We start from the raw sequence: 18,552 nt of genomic DNA on the forward strand, positions 1-18,552 counted from the left end.
TCATTCGTCCTCCGCCGGTCCGAGAAGCCCGGCGGCAGTCACCAGGCTTTGGGCGATGTCGCCGATCTTGCGGTTCTGGTTCATCGCAGTCTTGCGCAGCAGCGTGTAGGCGGCCTCCTCGGTCAGGCCGCGCGACTTCATCAAGATGCCCTTGGCGCGGTCGATCACCTTGCGGCTCTCGAGTTCGCTGCGCGCCTCTTCCAGTTCACGTGCCATGCGCGAGAAAGCGTTGAAGCGGCTCACCGCCATGTCGAGGATCGGCTTGACGCGCTCCTGCCTCAACCCGTCGACGACATAGGCCGAAACGCCGGCATCGACCGCAGCCTCGATCGAGGCCTGATCCGAGCGATCGACGAACATGGCGATCGGGCGCTTTACGGCCCGCGACAGCTGGAACATGTTTTCCAGCATGTCGCGGTTGGGATTTCCAAGGTCGATGACGATGACGTCGGGTTCGATCTCGGCAATGCGGCGCGCAATGCCCGAGACGTCATGGATGACGGTGACCCGCTGATGACCCGCCTCGCGCAATCCGGCTTCGATTATCGAAGCGCGGATGCGGTTTTCGTCGATCACCAGGACGGCGAGGGAAGTTCGGACCATGCCCGCATTATGAGCAAGGCCGCAAATTTGTGCAATGCAGCATAGCCACCGACCTTGGAAGGTCGGTGGCTATGCCCAGAATGCCTGGCGGCGAAAAGTATCGGCTTGGCAGGAGACGTTGATCAGCCGCAGACGCGAACGTCTTCGACCACCCTGTGGTGGTGGCGCCAATGCACGACCGTCTCGATGTGGCAGCGGTGATGGCGGTGGTGACGCCAGCGGTAGCCGTCATTGTCATACTGGACGCTCTGGTCGCCATCATACTCGTTGTCGTAGCGGCGCTCATGATGACGGCGCACTACGATTCCGGAATCTTCGTCCGAGGAATACTGGTTGCCGTCGTCGGACTGGATAGTCACGCTGGCAGCCTGCGTGGGCGCAATCGCCGCAGCTGTCGCGGCAAACGCCAGCACCGAAGCCAAAATCAACTTTTTCATTCCGTCCTCCTGCATGTTCAACACACATAAACTCGCGGACCAACCGGGTGTTCCGCTCAAATCCACACGCTTTGCGAGGCTGGCGACATCAAGCCGTTATCGGCCGCATATTACAAGTGGACGAAGGCGGTCAGCGGCAGATGGTCGGAGGCCACGCGCGACAACGGTGTGTCATGCGCTTCGATGGTCCCGATCATGCCGTGCCGGTTGGCCATGATCCGGTCGAGCGCCAGCAGCGGCAGATTGGATGGGAAGGTGGGAACGGCAGGGGGCTGCGGGCCGAAGCTCGCGTGCAGCGTGTTCAGCGCGGAGCGGTTGCCGAGCCGCCATTCGTTCAGGTCGCCGAGCAGGAGCGTCGGCTTCTCGTCGGGACTGTTCATGATATCCAGCACGACCTGGGCCTGCTGCGAGCGGGAGCGGCGCAGCAGGCCCAGATGGGCCGCGATGATGCGCAAGGACCGATTTCCGTCGAGATCGATTTCCGCGACCACCGCGCCGCGCGGTTCGAGACCCGGGAGCCTGATCTGATGCACGTCGCGAACGACGCCCCTTTTGAACAGCAGGACATTGCCGTGCCAGCCATGGCCTTTGCCCGTTGCTGAAATGGGCACCGGCACGAGGCCGGTTTCGAGTTCTAGACGGTGCAGGTCGAGAAGCCCGTCACGGTCGCCGAAACGATTGTCGGCCTCCTGCAGGGCGATCACGTCGGGGGCGATCTCCCGGATGACGCGGCTGGTGCGGTCGGGATCGAACTTGCGGTCGACGCCGATGCATTTGTGGACGTTGTAGGAGGCGACCAGCGTCCCGGTGACGCCGTCCTTCTTCGCCGAGAAGGCGTTGGCCTTGCGCATCCGCCGGTCGCGAATGGACAGGAGCATATTGGCCGGCAGGCTGCGCCCGTTCACTCGCATCGCGCGCCGATCGTCCTTGCTGTTTTCACCATGCACCTAGAAATAGAGTCTTTCAGCCGATGTTCCATGGTTGGCGACACCCTATCCGGTAAACACGTCGTTTTCTTAAAGACAGGTTTTTTCCCAGAGATAGTTTCTCCTAGAGATAGGGCGATCCCAGCCAGAGCATGCGATCGAACAGCCGGATGATGAACGGACGCGCCCGCAAGGAGGCCAGCGTGACTGGGACGGCCGTTTCGATCGCCGATCCGATCCGGGTCTCGATCTCGGTGGCAAAAGCCGCATCGAGGACCTCAAGGTCGATCTCGAAGTTGAGCCGCAGCGAGCGGGCATCGAGGTTGGAGGACCCGACATAGGCCCACACGCCGTCGATCGAAAGCAGCTTGGAATGGTCGAAGGGCCCTTCCGTGCGCCATATGCGGCAATAATTCTTCAGGATCTGGTCGAATTGCGCGGTCATGGCGCGATCGACAAGGAAGAGGTTGTTCACCGCCGGCACCACGACATCGATCTCGACGCCGCGCCTGGCCGCGGTGATCAAGGCACTGATCAATTCCCGGTCCGGCAGGAAATAGGGCGACATCAGCCGTATCGACTTGCGCGCGACCGAGAAGGCGCCGATCAGCAGTTTGTGGTTGGTTTCGTTGCTCGCATCCGGTCCGGATGCGACCGCACGCACCAGCATCGGCTGGCCGGCGGGTGGCGAAACCGGTGTAATCCGCCAGGCATCGCCCTTCAGCGCCTCCTTGGTGGCAAAGCGCCAGTCCTCGGCGGCGACGGAGAAGAGATCGGCGACAACGGGGCCGGTGACCTGGAAATGCGTATCCCTGGCGCTTTTCGACCCGGCGAACTCCGCCGAAAAACCCTTGCGGATGTTCATGCCGCCGGTAAAGGCAACCGTGCCGTCGACCACCAGGATCTTGCGGTGGGTCCGCAGGTTGGCATAGGGCAGGCGCAGGCCCATGACGATGTTGCCGTTGAAGACATCCGCCGGGATGTTGGCGCGGCGCAGATGCCCCAGGATGCTGGGCACGGAGTAGCGGGCGCCGACGGCATCGATCAGCACACGGACGGTGACGCCGCGCTGGACGGCGCCGGCCAGCGCTTCGACGAAAAGCAGGCCGACGGCGTCGTTGTCGAAAATATAGGTCTCGAGCAGGACGCTGCGCTCGGCCCCGTCGATCGCCGCGCACATGGCCGGGTAGGCCTCGTCGCCGCTTTCCAGCACCTCGATTGCATTTCCCGGGTTGAGCGTTCGCCGCGCCACCCTGTCGCCCAGCGTCCTGAGGCCAGTGAACCGCTGTCCATAGCGCTCGATGATCAACGCCTCTTCGAGGGCGACGTCGCGTTCATGCTTGGCCGACACCAGGCCATCGGCGAGCGGGCGCTGGGCGCTGATCGTGGCGCGGCGGATGCGATTGATGCCGGCCACGGCATAGATCAGCACGCCGAGGATCGGCGACAGCACCATGATGCCGACCCAGCCGGTGGCGGCGCGGACGTCCTCCTTGGTCATGACAGCATGGGCAATGCCGATGGTTGCCATCACCACCGAGATGATCGCCAGTATTTGGGGCCAGTGAATCGCCAGGGTCTCGAACATTGCCGCGACTATCCAGCGAGCGCCCGCATAAGGCAATGCAGCCGGCCGTGTCCACGTCTCCGCATGTGCGAGAACGGCGGCGCACGGTTATTTGAGCAGGCCAACCAGGACGCTGAAAGCGGCGTCGATATCGGCGCGGACCGCGGCCTTGACGGCCTCGCCGTCGCGAGCACGCAAGGCCGCCGCTGGTCGCGAGAGCCTCGGCCGCCAAGGGTGGCTCTCCTGCTGGTGGGAACGTTCGTTTGAGGATTGAGCAGTTGGCTCGATCAACCTGCGATAAATTCCACCCGAGAGAGCCCAGCCTCACCGCGTGGGAAAGCATAGAGCCGGCGCCGTCCCGCGCCGTCCCGCGCTGCTTTGGTCATCGAGGCTTCCTGTACTTTGGTACCGCATCCATTGTATATCAGAGGGAATGAAATTAGCGATGTAACACTTCGGTTGATGGCGAGGGGGGCGCCGAATGATGACGTTCAACTTCGAGGGGCCACCAATGGGCGACGGCGATGCGCCGGCCGATTGCCAGGACCAGTTGCTGCCTCTCGTCAATGAGATCGTGCAGGCCGCGGTGGCGGCCGGCTGGAAGCGGGACGATATTCTTCTGGCTTTCGTAGAACTCGCCTGGGATCTGTACGAGAACCGGCGCGGTGATCTGTAGCAGCGGACTGCCAATCACCGGCTCCGAACGGCGGCTCCCATGCTCGACCTCGCGGGCAAGCCATCAATCAGCGCAGGCTGCGCCAGGCACCTGCCGTCAGCGGTTGACGAGAATACAGAAATCGCGCGACCGGGCGTGTCAGCACCGATTGGCGAACTCCTGGATGGCGAAGACCTCGTGCCGAGCGAAAATGAAACGCTCGGCAACTCCCATTCGCCGCCATTCCTTGTTTCTTTTCTCGAATAAAGATTTTTCTTTGCACGTGGGAGTTCTTCCCAAGCGAAGATGGCTGCGTTACGCTGTCTTCGGGGCCGGGAAGGGGATTTGAGGCGTCGTCGGACGGCTGAGGCAGTGCGAATGAAAAATGCGGACGAGGCACGGGAAAGCGGCATTTCCCGAGGCATCGATCGGAAGCGAGCAGCTCGATACGTCCTGGACATCATTCCTGAAAGTGCAGGTCCGCGCAGGGCCACAGCGCAAGGAAGCGTGATTTATTCCGTTTGCGGGCCCGGCTCGCAGACATTCCTAGCCAAGGAGTACTCCGCAGGGATCGTGCTTGCGCCCATGCAGCCTGCGCATCGTTCGCCGTCCGGACGGATCGCTCACATGAACGGGCCTCACGACGACGCCGGCCCGCGTCGAGCAATCACGAATTGTTTTTCGCGGGAACGGCCAGGGAGGCCTCGGGTTGAACTTTATCTGGAACTTATCAGGAGGCCGAAGAATGCCGGGCGATGATGGTTTCCCCGGGTCAGTTTCTCGAATCAATTCGGCGCGGCAGCCGGCGCTCACTGCAAAAGGCGGGCTTTCTCCCCGCGCCGCACGCAAGGTGCAAGACTTCCTGCACGAGAACTTCACCCGCAAGCTGGCGCTTGCCGAGATGGCTGCGGTGTGCGGGTTGTCGCCTTCTCATTTCGTGCGGGCGTTTGCCAGGACGTTCGGCGTGCCGCCGCATCAATATGTTCTCGACCTGCGGCTGGACCTCGCCGAAAGGCTGCTTGCCGACAGCCGCATGACGATCGCCGACATCGCCCATTCCAGCGGATTTTCAAGCCAGAGCCATTTTACCACCGTGATGAAGAAATACCGGCAAGTGACCCCATTGCAGGCGCGGGTAGGAAAGCTTAACGCCAAGATTAGATGAAGCGTCGCCCACACCGTTGCTTGATTACTTGGTTTTAAAGCAGTTGCTAAGGTAACGAGCTGTTAACCTCCGCCTATATGCTCGGGTCTTTTCTCACAAGACAGCAATTTCGTGAAATACGGCAAGCAGGAATCATGTCTTCCTGCCGTGGACTGGAATTGTCAGACGATTCCATGCCGGCCAGCGGAGAGGGCACCATGACCGACAATCAGATTTCGAGCGGCTCGCCTGTTGTGCAGCGTCGCGCGGCGCATTTCGCCGGCAACTGGATCGCCGGCACCGATCCCCGTTCCCGCTCAATTCGTCGTCGTTTGATGGCGGTGCTGCGCATGGCTCATCGCGCGCTGGGTATGGGACGCAAGCGCCTGGGGCTGGGAACGCTGGGCGTCGGCGGGGCGCCGGCCGCGATGCTGGGCGCCTTCGCGATCGGCATGGCTGCAACGCCGGCCCTGGCGCAATATCAGGCCGGTGGCGGGTCGGCGACAGGCGGCAACGCCGTCGCCATCGGTAACGGCGCGACGGCGAATGGCAATAACAGCACGGCGTTGGGCACCTCCAACAGTGCAACGGGCGACGCTACGATCGCCATCGGCTATGCGATGAGTGTCAATGGCCTCAATTCCATAGGCATAGGCGTGTTCGCGGGCGCGACCGGCGTCAACGCCCTCGCTTTGGGCGGGAACGCCCATGCCAACGGGGACGGAGCAAGCTCGATTGGCGTCAACTCGGTTGCAGCCGCAGGCGCGGCCGCCTTTGGCCTGAACGCGCGTGCCGACGGATTGAACTCGACGGCGATCGGCTACGTTACCCGGGCGACCGGGCTGCGCGCCACCGCGCTCGGGTTTGGGGCAACAGCGTCCGGGCTGGATTCGCTTGCCCAAGGTAATAGCGCCGTCGCAAGCAATCAGAACGCCATCGCCATCGGCTTCCAGGCGACCGCGACCGCGATCAATGCCGTCAATCTTGGCAACCGAACTGTTGCGGGAGGGGGCGCCCTTCAGGAAAGCGCCATCGCCATTGGCACGGACGTACTGGCGTCTCAGGTTGACTCCACTGCGATCGGGCGCCAAAGCAAGGCAACGGGCACGTCCGCCATAGCGATGGGCGTCACAGCCGCGGCATCGGCAACTAACTCGGTCGCCGTCGGCGCCAGCACGGTTGCATCGGGAGCCTTCGGGGTCGCCATGGGTAACCAAGCGCAGGCGCTTGCAGCCGGTGGTGCTGTTGCGATAGGCTCGGGCGCAATCGTTGCCAGCACCGCGACCTCGGGCCTTGCGCTCGGCAACAATGCAAGTTCCGGTGGTATTTTATCGGTTGCCGTAGGCGCCGGTACCAACGCCAGCGGCGACAATTCCACAGCCACCGGACGCCAGGCTGTTGCGAGTGGCACAAACGCCTCCTCGTACGGGACAGGATCCAAGGCTACGGGAGACAATTCCCTCGCTGCCGGCGTCAGCTCCAACGCCAGCGGGGTTGCCAGCACCGCACTTGGCATCGGCGCCGCGGCGTCGGCTACGAGCGCCATCGCCATCGGCAACAATGCCGCGGCCAGTTCCACCAACGCGGTTGCCATGGGTACCAACGCCGTGGCGACCGGCGGCCAAGCCGTCTCGATCGGTGCGAACAACACCGCCTTTGGCGACGGCGCGGTCGCCATCGGCGATCCGAGCTTCGCCAGCGGCAGCGGCGCCTTCACCGGCGGCGCCAACAACAGCGCCAACAGCGACGGCACGGCGACCGCGACCGGAGCCAATATGGCCAATGGCGCCGTCGCCATCGGCAACAACAACAAGGCGATCGGGCAAGGCTCCGTCGCGCTGGGCAACGGCTCCACCGCGGGCGCCGCCGGTTTCGTCGGCAATGTCGCGCTGGGCAACGGCGCCTCGGCGGCGGCAAGCTCGGGCGACGTGGCGCTGGGCTCGGGCTCGGTGACCGCCGTGGCGGTCGGCACCGCCAGTGGGGTGGTCAACGGCACGACCTATGCCTTCCAGGGCACCAACCCGACCTCGACGGTCAGCATCGGCGCGCCGGGCGCGGAACGCACCATCACCAACCTGGCTGCGGGGCGGATCAGCGCGCTCTCGACTGACGCGATCAACGGCTCGCAGCTCGCCGCCACCAACCAGGCGGTCGACGCCATCGGCGCCGTCGTCAACAACATCAATGTCGGCGGCGGCATCAAGTATTTCCACGCCAACTCGACGCTGGCGGATTCGCAGGCGCTGGGAGCCGATTCCGTCGCTGTCGGCCCGAACGCGGTGGCCAACAATGCCGGCGACGTCGCGATCGGCCTGAATTCGACGTCGGGCGCCACGACCAATGTCGGCGGCACGACGATCGGCGGCGTCAACTACACCTTCGCCGGCGGCACGCCGGCGGGCGCCTTCTCGGTCGGCTCGGCCGGCGCCGAGCGCCAGATCCAGAACGTCGCCGCCGGACAGTTGAACGGCGGTTCGACCGATGCCGTCAACGGCTCGCAGCTCTTCGCCACAAACCAGCAGGTGACGCAGAACACGACCGACATCGCCAATATCGGCGGCAACATCACCAATCTCGGCAACACGATCAACAACATCGCCGGCGACACCTCGGCGATCTACACCAACGCCAATGGCGAGGGCATCCGCTATGCACGCACCAACGAGACCGGCCTGGCGCAGACCGATTCCTTCGCGCAAGGCGTCGGTTCCACCGCAGTCGGCTACCAGGCGACCGCGACCGGCGTCAGCGCGCTTGCGCTCGGCCGCGACAGCGCGGCCAGCATCGACGGCAGCGTGGCGCTCGGTCAAGGTTCGGTCTCTGACCGCGCGATCGCTCCGGCTTCCGGGCAGATCGCGGCCGGCCCGTCCAACTTCATCCAGTACAACACCACCGACAAGACGCTGCTCGGCGCCGTGTCGGTTGGTACCGCCACGGCCTACCGGCAGATCACCAACGTGGCCGACGGCACGCAGGACCAGGACGCCGTGACTGTGCGCCAGCTGGCGGGAGCGATCGCGGCGGTCTCCGCCACCTCGACGAAATATTTCCATGCCAATTCGACAGCCGGCGACTCGCTGGCGGTCGGAGCGGAATCGGTCGCGGTTGGCCCGACCACGGTCGTCAATGGCGACAATGGCGTCGGCATCGGCAATGGAGCCGTCGTCGACCAGACGGCACCCGGCGGCACCGCCATCGGGCAGAACGCCCATGTGATGCTGGCCGACGGCATCGCGCTCGGCACCGACTCCACCGCCGCCGGCGTGCAATCCATCGCACTGGGCGCCGGCGCCCAAAGCACCTTCGCCAACAGCGTGGCGCTGGGCGCGTCGTCCATCACCACGGTCGGCGCGCAGGCCGGCTACACAGCCTTTGCCCTCGGCGCCGCGCAGACATCGGCCGGCGAAGTGTCCTTCGGTGCCGCCGGGGCGGAGCGCAAGCTCACCAATGTCGCGGCGGGTTCGGCTGATACGGACGGCGTCAACGTCTCGCAGTTGCGCGGTGTCTCACAAAACGTTTCCAACCTGTTCGGCGGCGGCACCACGGTCAATCCCGACGGCTCGATCACCGGGCCGACCTACAACATCCAGGGCAACAACTACTCGACGGTCTATGACGGCTTCACCGCCGTCAACAATGCGCTCACCACCATCAACAATGGCGGCGGCATCAAATATTTCCATGCCAATTCGACGCTGGCCGACAGCCTTGCCGGCGGCACCGACGCGGTGGCGATCGGGCCGGAGAGCGTGGCGAGCGGCACCGACAGCCTGGCCGCGGGCCATGGTTCGACGGCCACCGGGCAGGGCGCCGTGGCGCTCGGCCAGGGCGCGCAGGCCAACAATGCCAGCGATGTGGCGCTCGGCTCCGGCTCGGTGTCGCAGACCGCCGTCGGCACGTCCAACACGGTCATCAACGGCAAGACCTACGCCTTTGCCGGCACGACCCCGGACGGCACCGTCAGCGTCGGCGATGCCGGCGCGGAGAGGACGATCACCAATGTCGCCGCCGGACGCGTTTCTTCCGACAGCACCGATGCGATCAACGGCTCGCAGCTCTACGCCACCAACACAGCGATCGAAGACCTTACCAAAACGATCGGCGGCATCGGCGGCACCGTCCAAAACACCGTGCAGTACGACACCGTCACCAATCCGGACGGATCGACGACCAAAATCAACAAGATCACGCTGCAGGGCGGCGATCCGAATGCGCCTGTCGTCATCTCCAATGTCGGCCCCGGCGTTGCCGGCACCGACGCGGTCAACGTCAACCAGCTGAACCTGAACCTGGCTCAGAGCAAGACCTATACCGACCAGGTGGCTGTCACGACGTTGCAACAAGCCAACACTTATACCGACCAGAAGTTCAGCCAGCTCAATTCCGACATCAGCGGCATCCGGGACGAAGCACGGCAGGCGGCGGCAATCGGTCTGGCGGCAGCCTCGCTCCGCTACGACGACCGTCCCGGCAAGCTGAGCGTGGCGGCGGGCGGTGGCTTCTGGCGGGACTCGAGCGCCTTTGCCTTCGGCGCGGGCTACACCAGCGAGGACGGCCGCATCCGTGGCAATGTGTCCGGCACGGCGGCGGGTGGAAATGTCGGTGTCGGCGCCGGGCTGAGCTTCACCTTGAACTGAGGCGGGGACCTGGGGCGGGAATGAACAGGCGAACCGGCCATGTCAGGCCAGGCTCGAATCCGGGAAACCCGTTTGGTTTTCCCGGACTAGCCATGGCATTCCTGACCTGCCTGGCGCTTGCCGGCGGGCTGGCGCCGGCTGCCGCGCAGACGGCTTCGCCCTATAGGGTCAAGCCCTCCGACGTGGTCGTGCCGCCGGACGTGAAGCTCGGACAATACCAGCGCACCATCCGCCCCTTCGAGAACTGGACGCTGATCTGCGACGAGAACCTCAAGGCGCGCAAGAAGGTCTGCAACGTCTCGCAGGTGATCGAGGACGGGGCGGGCAAGATGGCGTTCAGCTGGTCGCTCGCCGCCACCCAGGACGGCAAACCCTACATGATCCTGCGCACCGCGCCGAACGCCAGGAGCGATGGGCTGGTATCGCTGAAGTTCGAGGGGCGCGCCGAATCCATCGACGTGCATTTGAACGGCTGCAACGAAATGGTCTGTGTCGGCATGCTGCCGGTGGGACCTCTGATGCGCCAGGAGATAGCGCAGAAGGCGACGCCGGCGATTTCCTACCCGACCGTCGATGGCCAGACCGTTACCGTCACCGCAACGCTCAAGGGGCTGTCCGAGGCCCTTGCGCCAGTCAAATAACCGAGGCAGCACCGTGAGCCACCAAGACCCGTTCATCTCCGCGACGCGCAGCAACCCGACCGTCGAGCCGGATCGCAAAAGGACCGTCGAGCCGGACCGCAAGAGGACCGTCGAGCCGCCGCGGCGTTGGCCGCGCGTCATCGGTTTGTGTGCGCTGGGGCTGGCCATGATGGGCATCGGCTTCGCCGCAGCGAACTATGCCGCGATCGCCGGTCTCGTCGGCACGCCGACGGCCGCTCAGGCCGGCACGGCGCCGCCCGCGCTGCCGGACTCGCCCTTCCTCCAACACGTCAAGCAATCCGGCGTGCAGGCCTGCTCGACCGTCTATCCAGTGCTCGGACAGCTCTTGACGACCGGCTCGAAATACAGCGTCAAGTCGCTGTGGAGCGACCAGGCCGCCGACAAGCACGCCGTGCAGGCGCTTGTCGGCCTGGACTATGCGACCGAGCACTACAGCGGGCCGGCCGCCGGCATCGTTTTTGCTTCGCCCACCGCCACGGGTTGCGAAGGCACCATGGTGCGGGTGGCGCCGTTCGCCAGCCCCTGCGCCGACGTCACGTCCGCGCTTCCGCAAGGCAGCAAGATCACGGATCATCTCGGACAGGTCGAAGTCTACGAGCTTGGCGGCAACACGGGCGAAGCCCTTGTGCTGCCGACCGGCAACACGTGCGTGGTGATTTCCATCGCATCGGCGGCCAAGTGAGAATGTCAGGCGAATGGGCGAGGCGCCCTGGAAAGGATTGCGGACCATGAAATCGCGACGTTTGACAGTCTTGTGCATGGCCTTGCTGTGGAGCGGGCAGGTCGTCTCGGCCGATCTGGTGGAGCCGTCCGAGCCACCGCAGGAGGAGAAAGGCATCTGGGCGGCAATCGCCTACTCCCAGACCGATACCAAATACGGCTTCTTCTGGGGCGCCGACAAGCGGCAGGAAGCGAAGGACATAGCGCAGAAATATTGCGAGAATGCCGGTGGAAAGGCCTGCAACGTCGTTACCGTGTTCCGCAATCACCGTCATTGGACGGACGATGATAAGACCGGATTTCCCTACAAGCATTGCGGCGCGCTCGCCGTGGCAGACAAAGTGGAGCACCGGTTCACCCCGTGGGGCGTGAACTCCGCCGAGACCCGCCGGGAAGCGGAGGATCTCGCCCTGCAAGCCTGCGAGGCAGGGGGGACCCAATGCAAGATCCGTGAATGGGTCTGTACGTGACGATAAACACGGGTCCTCGAGCCGCTACTTCGGGCATTTGCCCGGCACCCAAGAGAAGGCAGCATTCATTGGTTCGTAGACAGCTTTTCCCGAAGGCAGCCGTCATCTGCGCGGCTGCCTTCGCCGCTTCGGTGCCGGCCGTTTTCGCGCAACAGCAGCAGGCTTCGCTTCCCAATGGCGCATCGTCGCTCCAGGAAACCTATCAGGACTGGCAGCTGGCCTGCGGCATGCAGGACAATGCCCGGGTCTGCACGGTCACGCAGGACCAGACGCAGAAAAACGGCCAGAGGCTTCTGGCCGTGGAACTGCGCGTGGGGCAGAAGGGCGGGCTGTTTGGAACCTTGCTGCTGCCCTTCGGCATCCTGTTCGAGCCCGGCGTGACGCCCCAGATCGACGACCAGCCGCCCGTCGGGCCGTTGAAGTTCAGGACCTGCCTGCCGAACGGCTGCGTGGCGCTGTTTCCGATCGACCGGGCGCTGATGCAGAAGCTCAAGGCGGGGACCGAGCTGAAACTCGACGTCACCACCGCGGCCGACACCAAGCTGAGTTTTCCGGTGTCGCTGAAAGGCCTTGGCGCCGCCCTCGATCGCATGGTCGCGCTGAGCGCACGTTGACGAGGGTGCCGTACGCGACTGCCGGCGGATGCCAAGGTCTTCTTCCCCTGCGGGCGCTCAGCGTCATACCGGAGCCTGACCCGGTCGGGTCATTTCAAAAGGCCCATTGCAGCGCGAGACCGATAACCGACAATCCCATCGCAGTCGTCGCGAGCCAGCCGAGAAAGCGCAGCCAGCCCTCGACGGGGAATTCGCCCATGATTTCGGAACGCCCGGTCATCAGCATCATGACGACCATTACGGGGACCGCGCATATGCCGTTGATGACGGCGCTCCAGTAAAGCGCCTTGATGGGATCGATCGGCGTCAGCATGATCCCCATTCCCAGCACCACGGCGGCGGCCAAGGTCGCATAGAATGCCATCGCTTGCTTCGGCTTGCGCTCCAGCCCCACTGGCCAGCGGCGCGCCTCGCCCACGGCGAAAGCGGCCGAGCCGGCGAGAACCGGCACGGCGAGAAGGCCGGTGCCGATAATCCCCATCGCAAAAATCACAAAGGCGAATTTGCCCGCGACCGGCTCCAGGGCCTTGGCTGCGTCGGTGGAGGAATTGATGTCGGTCACCCCGGCCTTGTGCAGGGTGGCGGCCGTCGTGACGATGATTGCAATGGCGATCAGGTTCGAAAAAGCCATACCCACCAGGGTGTCGGCGCGAATGCGCTGGAACGCTCGCGGCGCCTGCCAGGGTGCCCATTTCAAAGGCTTGGCCTTCGGGTCGATCTTCTCCTCTTCGACCTCTTGCGATGCTTGCCAGAAGAACAGGTAGGGAGAAATCGTGGTGCCGAGTATGGCCAGAAGCGTCGTGAAGAACGCCCGGCTCCATTCGACATGCGGAACGACGATTCCCTTGAGTGCCTCGCCCCATGGGATATCAGCCAGAAACGCGGCCACCACGTAGGCAAAGAGGCTCAGCGTTGTCCATTTCAGGACCGTGACGTAGCGGCTGTAGTCGAGGAAGACGATCGCCAAAACGCATGCCACGCCGAACGCAACGACGTAAAGCGAGCTTGGGCCGCCCACCAGCAACCACAATGCATCAGCCATCGCGCTCAGGTCCGCCCCGATGTTGATCACGTTGGCGGCGAACAAAAGCAAGGCTACAAAATACATCAGCGGAGACGGGTAGTGCCGTGCGAGGTTGCCGGAAATACCTCGACCTGTCGTCCGGCCTATTCGCGCTGCTATCTCCTGGATCGCGACCATGAGCGGAAAGGTGAAGACCATCGTCCAGCCGACATTGAACCCCAACTGGGCGCCCGCCTGGCTGTAGGTGCCGATGCCCGAAGGATCGTCGTCCGAAGCGCCTGTGATGAAACCAGGCCCGATTGTGCGCAGCAGCCGCTGGAATGGCCCTTTTGCCCGAAGATTGCTCTGTTTCTCAGAGACTTCGGCGCTTATGTTGCTCATGCAGGTGCTCCAAATACGGGGTCCCTTCCGTAATCCGCCTGAAGCAAAATTCGGCGATCGCCATTCGGTTCCGTTAGCTATCGCTGAAACGCCGTTGGTGCCGTGTCGCCAGGTCGTGCTTGCTTTGCCGGCGATATGCTATTTCTCAGGCGCGCGATCGAGCGAAGGTCTCGGCGATCGCGAGAACCGCGGCGTGTATAGGTCCCGCGGTGAGACTGGGCATGATCGACGCGTCGACGACAAAAAGATTGTCGAGCGCCTTCAGCCGCAGATCCGCATCGACGACGGCGTCCGGGTCCTTGCCCATCCTGCAAGTGCCACAGGGATGATGATGCGTGATGACCGACTGCGCGATGAAGTCGTCCATGTCAGCCGCGCTGTTCAGGCTGCCTGGCAGGAGTTCGCGCTCGCGCCAGCCGGCGAGTTCATCCCGATGTCCGATCGTCCGGGCTGCCTCGAGCGCCTGGCGAAACAGCGCACGGTCCCGGCCGCTTTGCAAATATGCGGGGTCGATGATCAACCGATCATCGAGCTCCGGCCCGCTTATGCGCACGCTGCCGCGGCTCATCGGATGGGTGATCCCGAACAGCAGCGAATATGCCGTGCCGGCGGAAGGCGCCTGAAAGCGTTCCGACACGATGGGCGCGATGCCGCAACCAACGACAATTTCGGGCTGACCGGTACCGGTGAACCCGCCGGCGCGCATATAGGCCATCGATTCCGAGTGCTGGAGGCGCGATGGAGGAACGGGCCTGCGAGCCGCATAAAGGTTGCCGGCGCCAAGCAGGTGATCCTGAAGGTTTCGACCGACTTCCGGCATATCGATCAAGCAGCCAACGCCGGCGGTATCGAGCATGTCGTGCGGACCGATGCCCGAGCGCATCAGCAAAGCCGGACTTTCCAGCGCGCCGGCGCAAAGGACAATTTGATCCGCGAGGATTTCGACCGGACCCTGTCGCCCCACGATTTCGAGGCCGCGGACCCGATTGCTCGCCAGGTTAAGCCGCCGCACTCGCGATCCCGTGAGGATGGTCAGGTTCTCGCGGCCTCGAACAGCCGGCGTGAGCCAGGCGTCCGCCACCGTAACCCGCAGCCCATCGCGAATGTTCAAGGAGTTTGGGGTGACGCCGATCATCTCCCCGCTGTTGTGCCCTTCAAGACGCGGCAGGCCGAGCGAAGCGCCGGCTTCGATAAACGCGCGCGCGACCGGACTGACCTCGTCGGCCGGCAAATGGACGGGCATCGGCCCGCCCTTGCCGTAAAGGCCGTTGCCGCCGAGCGGGTGATCCTCCATAGCCCGAAAGGCGGGCAGCAATTCATCCCAGCTCCATCTGTTATCGCCGGTCGCGTCGACCCATGCCTGGAAGTCCCGGGGATGACCACGCATGTAACCCATCGCGTGCAGGCAACTCGAGCCGCCGACCACCCGCCCGCGCGCCCAGCGATGCACCCGGCCAGCGGTCCCGGCTTGCGGCTCCGTGCGATAGTCCCAATCGTAGCCACGGCCCTGAAGTGCCGGCCATGCGGCGGGGTTCCAGATGTCGGGATCCACCGCTTCTTCGCCTGCCTCGATCAGCAGAACGCGGCTGTCCGGCTTTTCACTCAGTCGCGCCGCAAGCAATGCGCCAGCCGACCCGCCGCCGACGATGACGATATCGGCATCCCGTTCGCGCTCAAAATTCGCCCAGCTCATCATCACTCCATCTGACGCTTGCGTATTTGGTCGGCAAGTTTGGCGCCGGCACGAGGTGGCCTACGCATCGAGCCGTGCGCGGACAGTCGATCCGCGACATCGTCAAAGGCTTCGGGTTTCAGGCGGAGCAACTGTCTTTCGAAAAACTCAAATCGCGCTGTCCATGGACATCTTCGCTGCCGCTTTGGCCTTCAACAGGTGATTTTTGGAGGCCTTGCGGGCGGCCTTCTCGTCGCCGGCGGCGATGGATTCGTATATCTCCTTCATCTCCGCCAGGCTGCTCTGTGCCCTGCCATCCAAGGACATCGATCGTCCGCGAAAGAAGCTGATCCTGGCCACAAGGCCACGATGGACCTCCTCAAGGATCGGGTTGCCGCAATTGGCCAGTATGATCGAATAGAAGTCCGCGGCGGTCATGACCTGTGCCAGGCTGTCATTGCTGGACGCCGCCGCTTCGAACGCGGAAAGAGATTTCTCGAGTTCAAGCAACTGCTCCGGGGAAATTCTCGACGCGCAGCGTCCCGCTGCCTCGACTTCCAACAGCTCTCGAACCTCGTAGATTGCGGTTGCCACTTCCCACGTAAGCGACGGTATCGATGGCCCGCGGTTGGGGACGATCTCGATCAGGCGCTCGGCCTCGAGACTGCGCAAAGCCTCCCTTAGCGAAGGGCGACTGATTCCGAGCTGTGTGCACAGCTGACTTTCGATGAGGCGGCTTCCCGGCTGGAACAACCCGGAGAAGATGGCGAGCCGTAACTTGTCGACGGTCTCCCGTTGAACTGTTCGTGGGGAAATTCGCAAATTCAAATCTGGAGGCATTTCTAACGTCTCATCGGTTTGAGTCGCAATCTCCTAACCAGCATACGTCACGCCGTGGAAAATAGCCAGATTGTCAAATCTGAAGATTGCAAGAATGTCAGACAATCTGCTTGACGTCCTTCTGGCTGTATGATCCTTTTGACCGAGACGGGCAGTGACGGTGAGGATCATGAACATTGCGGCAGGGACAGCTTCCGACCAATTTGGCTCGCGACGCATCGACACCGGCCGCATCACCTTGAATGTGCGCGAGGCCGGCAACGGCCCGTTGATGCTGTTTTTCCATGGCATTACCTCCAATTCCGCGGTCTTCACGCCCTTGATAGCTCGGCTCTCGGATCGCCTCACGACCGTGGCCGTTGACCAGAGGGGGCACGGCCACAGCGACAAGCCGGAAGGCGGTTACGAGGCGAATGACTACGCCGACGACATCGCCGGCTTGATCCATACCCTCGACCGAGGTCCTGCCATCCTCGTCGGACATTCGCTTGGCGCGAGAAACTCCGTCACGGCCGCCGTGCGACATCCAGATCTGGTGCGGTCGGTCATCGCAATCGACTTCACGCCCTATATCGAGACCGAAGCGTTGGATGCGCTTGAAGCCCGGGTGAACGCGGGAAGCCAGCTTTTCGAGGATATCAAGGCCGTCGAAGCCTATCTTGCAGGCCGCTATCCGAACATTCCCGCCGACGCCATCAGGATCCGGGCCGAGAGCGGCTATCAGCGGGTCGACGGCGGGCTGCGGCCATTGGCATCGCCCACGGCCATGGCCGAGACGGCCAAGGGCCTGCGATCAGACCTGGTGCCCGCCTATCGGGATGTGGCGAAGCCCGTCCTCATCGTTCGGGGCGAGGCGAGCAAATTGGTTTCGGCGGCGGCGCTGGCGAAAACAAGCCGGCTGCGGCCCGATCTGCCCGTGGTCGTCGTTCCGGGCGCCGACCACTACGTAAACGAGGTATCTCCCGAGATCACGCTGAAAGCGATCACGAATTTCATCGACGCCTGACGGCCCAGCACGCCGTCTTCTTGTACGCAGCATCAGGATAGAAAATGGCCAATGTAAACAAAACCCAGGGTAAGGCGCGCCGTGCCGAGGTCGCTGGCGGCGGCTTTGCTGGTCTGACCGCCGCCATCGCTCTGAGGCAGAACGGTTGGGATGTCAGGCTGCACGAAAAGAGCTCGGAGCTGCGGGCATTCGGCGCGGGCATCTATCTCTGGCACAATGGCCTTCGCGTGCTCGAAGGACTGGGCGCCCTGGATGATGTTCTCCAAGGTTCGCACACGCCCCCGACCTACGAGACCTGGATGCATAACAAGTCGGTTTCCAAGGAGACGTTCAACGGTCTCCCCTGGCGCATCATGACCCGGAGCCACCTGCATGATGCCCTGGTCAACCGCGCCCGCGCGCTGGGTGTCGACGTATCGGTCAACTCCGAAGCGGTTGCCGCCGATCCGGAAGGTCGCCTGACGCTTCAGACGGGAGAGGTTCTCGAAGCCGACCTGATCGTTGGCGCCGACGGTGTTGGGTCCAAGGTCAGGGACTCCATTGGCTTCAAGCAGGACCGATGGGTCTCCAAGGACGGTCTCATCCGGCTGATCGTGCCTCGCAAGAAGAAGGAACTCGGTCACGGCGAGTGGGACAACACCATAGACATGTGGAACTTCTGGCCGCGCGTTCAGCGGATCCTCTACTCACCCTGCAACGAGAATGAGCTTTACCTCGGCCTCATGGCTCCAGCCGCCGATCCGCGGGGGTCGCAGGTGCCGATCGATCTCGAGGTCTGGGTCGAGATGTTCCCTTTCCTGGAGCCGTGCCTGATCGAGGCGGCGAAGCTGAAAACAGCCAGGTACGACAAATACGAAACGACCAAGCTTGACAGCTGGACAAGAGGCAAGGTCGCCCTGGTGGGAGATGCCGCGCATGCGATGTGTCCGGCTCTTGCCCAGGGCGCCGGTTGCGCGATGGTCAATGCCTTCAGCCTGTCGCAGGATTTGGAGACTGGCTCTTCGGTCGAGGACGCGCTCGTCGCGTGGGAAAAGCGCATTCGCCCCATCACCGATCGCTGCCAGGCCCTGTCCGGCGACTATGCGGCGAACCGCTCGCTCTCGAAGGGAAACATGTTCACGCCGGCGGCATTGGAAGCAGCCCGCTACGACCCGCTGCGCGGCGTCTTCTCATGGCCGCAGTAGCATCGGGCGA

General features: G+C 63.6%; 17 protein-coding genes. 10 read left to right on the forward strand and 7 right to left on the reverse strand.

Annotation, left to right across the window (positions count from 1 at the left end):
- The 4 genes from FJ943_RS11280 to FJ943_RS11295 form a co-directional block, all read right to left on the reverse strand.
- Positions 1 to 603 (reverse strand): ANTAR domain-containing response regulator, encoded by a 603-nt coding sequence (locus tag FJ943_RS11280; protein WP_140619514.1) that lies wholly within the window; start codon positions 601 to 603, stop codon positions 1 to 3.
- 122 nt (positions 604 to 725) lie between these two features.
- Entirely contained in the window at positions 726 to 1,040 is a 315-nt protein-coding gene (locus FJ943_RS11285) for a hypothetical protein (RefSeq protein WP_140661847.1), read from the reverse strand.
- Between the two features lie 110 nt (positions 1,041 to 1,150).
- Positions 1,151 to 1,951 (reverse strand): endonuclease/exonuclease/phosphatase family protein, encoded by an 801-nt coding sequence (locus tag FJ943_RS11290; protein WP_140721520.1) that lies wholly within the window; start codon positions 1,949 to 1,951, stop codon positions 1,151 to 1,153.
- A gap of 139 nt (positions 1,952 to 2,090) precedes the next feature.
- Complete coding sequence (locus FJ943_RS11295) at positions 2,091 to 3,554, reverse strand: phosphatidylserine/phosphatidylglycerophosphate/cardiolipin synthase family protein (protein WP_140721523.1); 1,464 nt, start codon at positions 3,552 to 3,554, stop codon at positions 2,091 to 2,093.
- Positions 3,555 to 4,014: 460 nt separating this feature from the next.
- On the opposite strand from FJ943_RS11295, the gene FJ943_RS11305 reads away from it, so the two are divergent.
- From FJ943_RS11305 to FJ943_RS11345, 8 genes are all read left to right on the forward strand, one after another.
- Entirely contained in the window at positions 4,015 to 4,209 is a 195-nt protein-coding gene (locus tag FJ943_RS11305; protein WP_140721527.1) for a hypothetical protein, read from the forward strand.
- Between the two features lie 39 nt (positions 4,210 to 4,248).
- A complete protein-coding gene (locus tag FJ943_RS11310) occupies positions 4,249 to 4,455 on the forward strand; it encodes a hypothetical protein (protein ID WP_140721530.1) in 207 nt (68 codons plus the stop codon).
- A 478-nt stretch (positions 4,456 to 4,933) separates the two neighbouring features.
- Complete coding sequence (locus tag FJ943_RS11320; RefSeq protein ID WP_015315964.1) at positions 4,934 to 5,353, forward strand: AraC family transcriptional regulator; 420 nt, start codon at positions 4,934 to 4,936, stop codon at positions 5,351 to 5,353.
- Positions 5,354 to 5,550: 197 nt separating this feature from the next.
- A complete protein-coding gene (locus FJ943_RS11325; RefSeq protein WP_140721533.1) occupies positions 5,551 to 9,969 on the forward strand; it encodes a YadA-like family protein in 4,419 nt (1,472 codons plus the stop codon).
- Between the two features lie 92 nt (positions 9,970 to 10,061).
- Entirely contained in the window at positions 10,062 to 10,610 is a 549-nt protein-coding gene (locus FJ943_RS11330; protein ID WP_140617616.1) for an invasion associated locus B family protein, read from the forward strand.
- A gap of 13 nt (positions 10,611 to 10,623) precedes the next feature.
- A complete protein-coding gene (locus tag FJ943_RS11335) occupies positions 10,624 to 11,313 on the forward strand; it encodes a hypothetical protein (RefSeq protein ID WP_181174536.1) in 690 nt (229 codons plus the stop codon).
- 76 nt (positions 11,314 to 11,389) lie between these two features.
- The gene (locus FJ943_RS11340; protein WP_246671856.1) at positions 11,390 to 11,821 is read left to right on the forward strand and encodes a DUF4189 domain-containing protein; all 432 of its coding nucleotides are present in this window, start codon (positions 11,390 to 11,392) and stop codon (positions 11,819 to 11,821) included.
- Between the two features lie 68 nt (positions 11,822 to 11,889).
- Positions 11,890 to 12,435 carry an invasion associated locus B family protein gene (locus FJ943_RS11345; RefSeq protein WP_140721536.1) on the forward strand — a complete coding sequence of 182 codons (546 nt, stop codon included), beginning with the start codon at positions 11,890 to 11,892 and terminating at the stop codon, positions 12,433 to 12,435.
- Positions 12,436 to 12,529: 94 nt separating this feature from the next.
- On the opposite strand, the gene FJ943_RS11350 is transcribed toward FJ943_RS11345, so the two are convergent.
- The 3 genes from FJ943_RS11350 to FJ943_RS11360 form a co-directional block, all read right to left on the reverse strand.
- On the reverse strand, positions 12,530 to 13,840 hold the full coding sequence (locus FJ943_RS11350; protein WP_140721539.1) for a divalent metal cation transporter: 1,311 nt from the start codon (positions 13,838 to 13,840) through the stop codon (positions 12,530 to 12,532).
- Positions 13,841 to 13,985: 145 nt separating this feature from the next.
- A complete protein-coding gene (locus tag FJ943_RS11355; RefSeq protein ID WP_140721542.1) occupies positions 13,986 to 15,533 on the reverse strand; it encodes a GMC family oxidoreductase in 1,548 nt (515 codons plus the stop codon).
- A 147-nt stretch (positions 15,534 to 15,680) separates the two neighbouring features.
- The gene (locus tag FJ943_RS11360; RefSeq protein WP_140617621.1) at positions 15,681 to 16,352 is read right to left on the reverse strand and encodes a GntR family transcriptional regulator; all 672 of its coding nucleotides are present in this window, start codon (positions 16,350 to 16,352) and stop codon (positions 15,681 to 15,683) included.
- A 169-nt stretch (positions 16,353 to 16,521) separates the two neighbouring features.
- On the opposite strand from FJ943_RS11360, the gene FJ943_RS11365 reads away from it, so the two are divergent.
- Together FJ943_RS11365 and FJ943_RS11370 are read left to right on the forward strand one after the other, a co-directional pair.
- A complete protein-coding gene (locus tag FJ943_RS11365; RefSeq protein WP_140721545.1) occupies positions 16,522 to 17,358 on the forward strand; it encodes an alpha/beta hydrolase in 837 nt (278 codons plus the stop codon).
- A 44-nt stretch (positions 17,359 to 17,402) separates the two neighbouring features.
- Positions 17,403 to 18,542, forward strand: coding sequence for an NAD(P)/FAD-dependent oxidoreductase (locus FJ943_RS11370; protein WP_140721548.1), 1,140 nt, complete (start codon positions 17,403 to 17,405; stop codon positions 18,540 to 18,542).
- The last annotated feature ends 10 nt before the right edge of the window (positions 18,543 to 18,552 follow it).

The organism is Mesorhizobium sp. B2-3-10, from assembly GCF_006442275.1.
Lineage (GTDB): Bacteria > Pseudomonadota > Alphaproteobacteria > Rhizobiales > Rhizobiaceae > Mesorhizobium > Mesorhizobium australicum.